This is a genomic window from Streptomyces sp. NPDC057654 (genome assembly GCF_042800135.1).
Taxonomy (GTDB): domain Bacteria; phylum Actinomycetota; class Actinomycetes; order Streptomycetales; family Streptomycetaceae; genus Streptomyces.
This window is the reverse complement of the sequence record NZ_JBHVHQ010000813.1, coordinates 1-3,908: the sequence shown is the minus strand read 5'-3', so window position 1 is coordinate 3,908 and position 3,908 is coordinate 1. Positions and strand designations below refer to the sequence as shown.

The window sequence follows — 3,908 nt, the reverse complement described above, 5'->3', positions numbered from 1 at the left end:
GGGATGAGCCGGGGCTCAGCAGGTGACGACCTTGCCGTACGAGCCGCGCCCCCAGCCGATGACGACCTTCAGGTGCATCGCCCGGCCGCAGCTGTTTTGTCACTGCCGATCACGGGCGGCCGGGGCCAGCTCCAGGAGCTGGAATTCCACGGTCATGTGCAGCTCGCGGACCTCGGAGCGGAGCGTGGAGAGCGTCAGCCCGTACGTATCGCACAGCTCCCTCAGATGCTCGTGATTGCCGACGTCGCTGAAACCGAGCAGAAGTCGGCCGCCGGGGGTCAGACGAGCGGGCGCTTCGGCGAGGAAGCGCTGGTGCGCGGCGTATCCGGGGTCGAAGAACGCGTGGTGGAGCATGGTGTCGAGGGGGAAGCCGGCCGGGGGCTCCACGTAGTTGGAGTTCCAGAAGACGACGTCGAACGCCGCGTCCGCGGGCAGCGCGGCGAACAGGTCGCTGTGGAGGGCGGTGAGCCGGTCGGCGACGCCGTGCCGGCGCGCGTTGGCACGGGTGTTCTCGACGGCGGCGCGGTTGATGTCCACGGCGACGACGCGACGGCAGCCGTGCAGCGCCGCCCAGACGGCCGTGACCCCGGTGCCGCAGCCCACCTCCAGGAAGGAGCCGCCGGGCGGATAGGGGAGCCAGGCGGTGAACATGGCCGTCACCGGGGTGAATTCGGGGGAGAAGACGCCGGGGAAGACATCCCATTCCCTGAGCAGGGCGGTGAAGGTGTGGGGCCTGCGCATGGGGTGTTCCTGATGGCGGCGCAGCAGTTCGCGGCTGCGCTCCATCCCCGGGTCATCGCTCGTGTTCATCGCTCATGCTCATGCTCATGCTCATCGGCCGGCTTCTCGGTCTTTTCCACCAGCGCGAGGACGCGGGCCGGGCTGCCGGAACCCCCGACGATGGGGAGCGGCGCTGCCATCACCATCGAGCCCGTGACGGGCAGCCGGTCCAGGTTGCGGAGTTGGGTGAGCCCGTACTTCCCCGCGCCGAGGAGGTGCCAGTGGCAGGGGAACGGCCGGTCGGCGAAGGACCCGGCGGCTCCCGCGTCGATGCCGACGGTCTCCACGCCGATGCCCAGCACCGATGTCTCCTCGGCCAGCCAGCGGGCGCATTCGGTGCCGATGCCGGGGCTGCGGCCCCCGTTGAGGAACCGGTCGGGGTCCTCCGCGCGGGCGTCCCAGCCCGTACGGAGCAGTAGCCAGCCGTGCTCGGGCAGCGGGCCGTGCTGTTCGGCCCAGCCGTCGAGGTCTTCGCGGGTGATCAGGTAGTCGGGGTCCGCGGCGGCCTGGGCGCGGACGTCGAGTACGGCCGCGGGGCCCACCAGCCGCGCCGGGGGCACGGATGCGACGTCATCGAGGCCGCGGCCGGAGAGCCAGTGGACAGGGGCGTCGAAGTGGGTGCCGGTGTGCTCCGAGAGCCGGATGTTGTTCCAGTAGAACTCCGGCCCGTTCGCGTCGTACCGGCTGATCAGCTCCCTCTCGAACGGCCGGGCCTGGCCGAGTTCGGGGGGCAGCTCGATGACGGGTGTGTGCTCGCTCAGCGGGGTCGTGAGGTCGACCACCTCCACCGCACCGCTCAGAAGCGCCGATGCCAGGGGGTCCAACAGGGCCATGTCCACGCCTTTCGGTCAGGTTGCTGAGTCATGCCCCGGATGTCGGGATAGTGCACCTGTGGAGCCGCCTGGTCGATACACCGGTCATACGGCCGGTCCTGCGCCCGCGGCCGCGCGCGCCTGTACGTGGCTGCCGCCGACCCGACCAGCGGCGATCCGGTCCGCGCGGCCGGAGGGGGAGGGTTTGACGGCGGATTTCCGGGCACCCGCACCTGCACACCCCCAAAGGGGCGTGAACGGCAGATGTCGCGGGCAGCCGCGACATAGGTCCCCGATGGACCTCATAGCGCCATTTGTACTACTTTGGGTTCGTCAGTGATCCCGACCGTGAGGAGTCTCCCGTGGGTGAGAACAGCGCCATGGACAAGATCAAGGGCAAAGCGAAAGAGGCCGTCGGAAACGCGACCGGCAATGAGCGCATGAAATCCGAGGGCAAGACCGACCAGGCCAAGGGAAAGGTCAAGAGCGCGGTCGACGACGTGAAGGACCGCGCCGACGGAGTGAAGGACTCGTTGAGCGGCGAACGCGACGAATCCTGAGCGAGCGCGACGGCTCTTGAGCGACAGCAAGGGCTCCTGAAAAGCGGACGAGGGGCGCCGCCGCATGGCAGCGCCCCTCGCGCACACCTCATAACCGGTCACGCGCCAGTAATGCAAAAGGCCGCTCGATCAGTGGCGCGCCTCATCAGCAGCGCTTGGAGACGTAGTCCTCCTCACCGGCAGGCGACACATCGCGGTCGCGCAGGTTGACGGAGAGATCCTTGCCCCACGCCTTGCATGCGGCCGCGTAATCGTCCTTCTCGTACTCGATGGCGAAGACCTTGTTGTCGTAGGCCTCCATGAAGTCAGGGCACTCCTTGTAGTGCGCGCATTCCTCGGCGACGGCGAAGTCGAAGCCGATGTCCTCGTGCTGCTCCAGGAGATCGGTGGTGTTCTTCTGGGCGATGGCCAGGCCCTTGTCGTGGGCCCGGCGGGTCAGGAGCTTGGCGAATTCCGCGGCGTCCTCCACGGTGAGCAGGTCGTGGGAGCGCTCGTAGGAATCGAGGTTGTCGGGCTCCACGGCGTCGAAGCCGGAGTCGGCGCAGCCGTCGATCCAGGGACCGATGATGTCGAGAAGGTCCTTGCGCTTCTCGGGGGTGGAGATATCGAGGAGCGGTTCCTTCCAGGGCCCGTCGACGACCAGTTTCTTATGGGAGTCGCGCAGGAGAAGGCCGTCGTGGTTCTCCTTCCACCAGTCGATCGCCTTGCCCGGCTGGGTCTGATAGGCGTTGACGTAGCAGACGTTGTAGAGGCCCTTGGCCGGTTTGGCCGTCCGGTCGCGCGATACCGCCTCAACACCGTCCGGGGGCGTGTACGGCCCGCCGATCTGGTAGTCGAAAGAGACATTGGCCTCGGGCAGGCTGATGTCGTCGCCGGACTTCACGGACGTGCTCTGCTCGGCGGACTTCGACGGCGTTTCGGGCGCGGACTTGGACGCCCCGGCGGAACAGCCGGTGATGAGCGCGAGGGACAGAGCCAGGATTCCGGTGGACCGGATGGACGTGGAATGCACGGGCTCAGCTTTCCACAATGATCGTCCGGATTCGAACATAGCCTGTGTGATTCCGACTGCGCGGCGGTGTCCGCCCCGGCGCCGCGGCGAAGGTCTCCGGCTCCGCGGCGGTCGCCGGGCGTTGGGCGAACGTCCCGGTCATGAGGGGTGGTCGGGCGGCGCCGGATCCGCCGTGAAGGTGCGGGGCGCGTCGGTTCAGTGCGGGGACGAGGCCGGTTCGTGTATCGGATCGTGCGGTCCGTTCGATTCTGGTTCCGGTCGGCGAGGGGTCGTCGGCAGGTCCCTGGACCGCCCGATCGGTGAGAAGACCAGGATCAGCGCCGCCAGCGGGATGCCCGCCGTGGTGATCCACATCGCGGCGCGCAGCCCGAGCGCGGTGCCGAGCGCACCGCCCAGCAGCGCCCCGAGGGGGATCGTCCCGTAGTTGAGGAACGCCGTCGTCGCGGTGAGCCTCCCCAGCAGCTCGGGCGGGCAGTAGCGCTGCTGGAAGCTCGCCTTGATGACGTTCCCCGCCACGACGCCCGCCGACAGGCAGAACCCGCCCGCCACGAAGAACAGGACCCCGGCCCCGCTCGTGGTCAGCGGGATGAGCAGGGCGAAGAGGGCGAGCCCCAGCTCGAAGAGGAGCGTCGCACGGGCCGTACCGACCCGCGCGGCGACCCGGCGCGCGGCGAAGGCCCCCGCGACGCCTCCGGCGCCGGACGCCGCGACGAGCGCGCCGACCGCCGCCGAGGACAGTCCGAC

5 protein-coding genes are annotated in these 3,908 nt (G+C 69.0%); 1 reads left to right on the top strand and 4 read right to left on the bottom strand.

Annotated features, from left to right (window positions below):
• Window positions 1-99: 99 nt before the first annotated feature.
• Window positions 100-810, bottom strand: a complete 711-nt coding sequence (locus ACFU99_RS36370; protein ID WP_384400732.1) for a methyltransferase — start codon at window positions 808-810, stop codon at window positions 100-102.
• Window positions 807-1,613 carry a cyclase family protein gene (locus ACFU99_RS36365; protein ID WP_384400729.1) on the bottom strand — a complete coding sequence of 269 codons (807 nt, stop codon included), beginning with the start codon at window positions 1,611-1,613 and terminating at the stop codon, window positions 807-809. Before ACFU99_RS36365 ends, ACFU99_RS36370 begins: the two co-directional genes overlap by 4 nt.
• Before the next feature lie 341 nt (window positions 1,614-1,954).
• Between ACFU99_RS36365 and ACFU99_RS36360 the strand changes: the two genes are divergently transcribed.
• Complete coding sequence (locus ACFU99_RS36360) at window positions 1,955-2,152, top strand: CsbD family protein (protein ID WP_384400726.1); 198 nt, start codon at window positions 1,955-1,957, stop codon at window positions 2,150-2,152.
• A gap of 145 nt (window positions 2,153-2,297) precedes the next feature.
• Here ACFU99_RS36360 and ACFU99_RS36355 read toward each other — a convergent pair whose 3' ends face one another.
• Both ACFU99_RS36355 and ACFU99_RS36350 read right to left on the bottom strand, forming a co-directional pair.
• Window positions 2,298-3,164: an endo alpha-1,4 polygalactosaminidase gene (locus tag ACFU99_RS36355; protein WP_384400722.1), complete on the bottom strand. Its 867-nt coding sequence runs from the start codon at window positions 3,162-3,164 to the stop codon at window positions 2,298-2,300.
• A 195-nt stretch (window positions 3,165-3,359) separates the two neighbouring features.
• Window positions 3,360-3,908 (bottom strand): MFS transporter (locus ACFU99_RS36350; protein ID WP_384400719.1); only part of this gene is annotated, 549 nt, incomplete at its 5' end.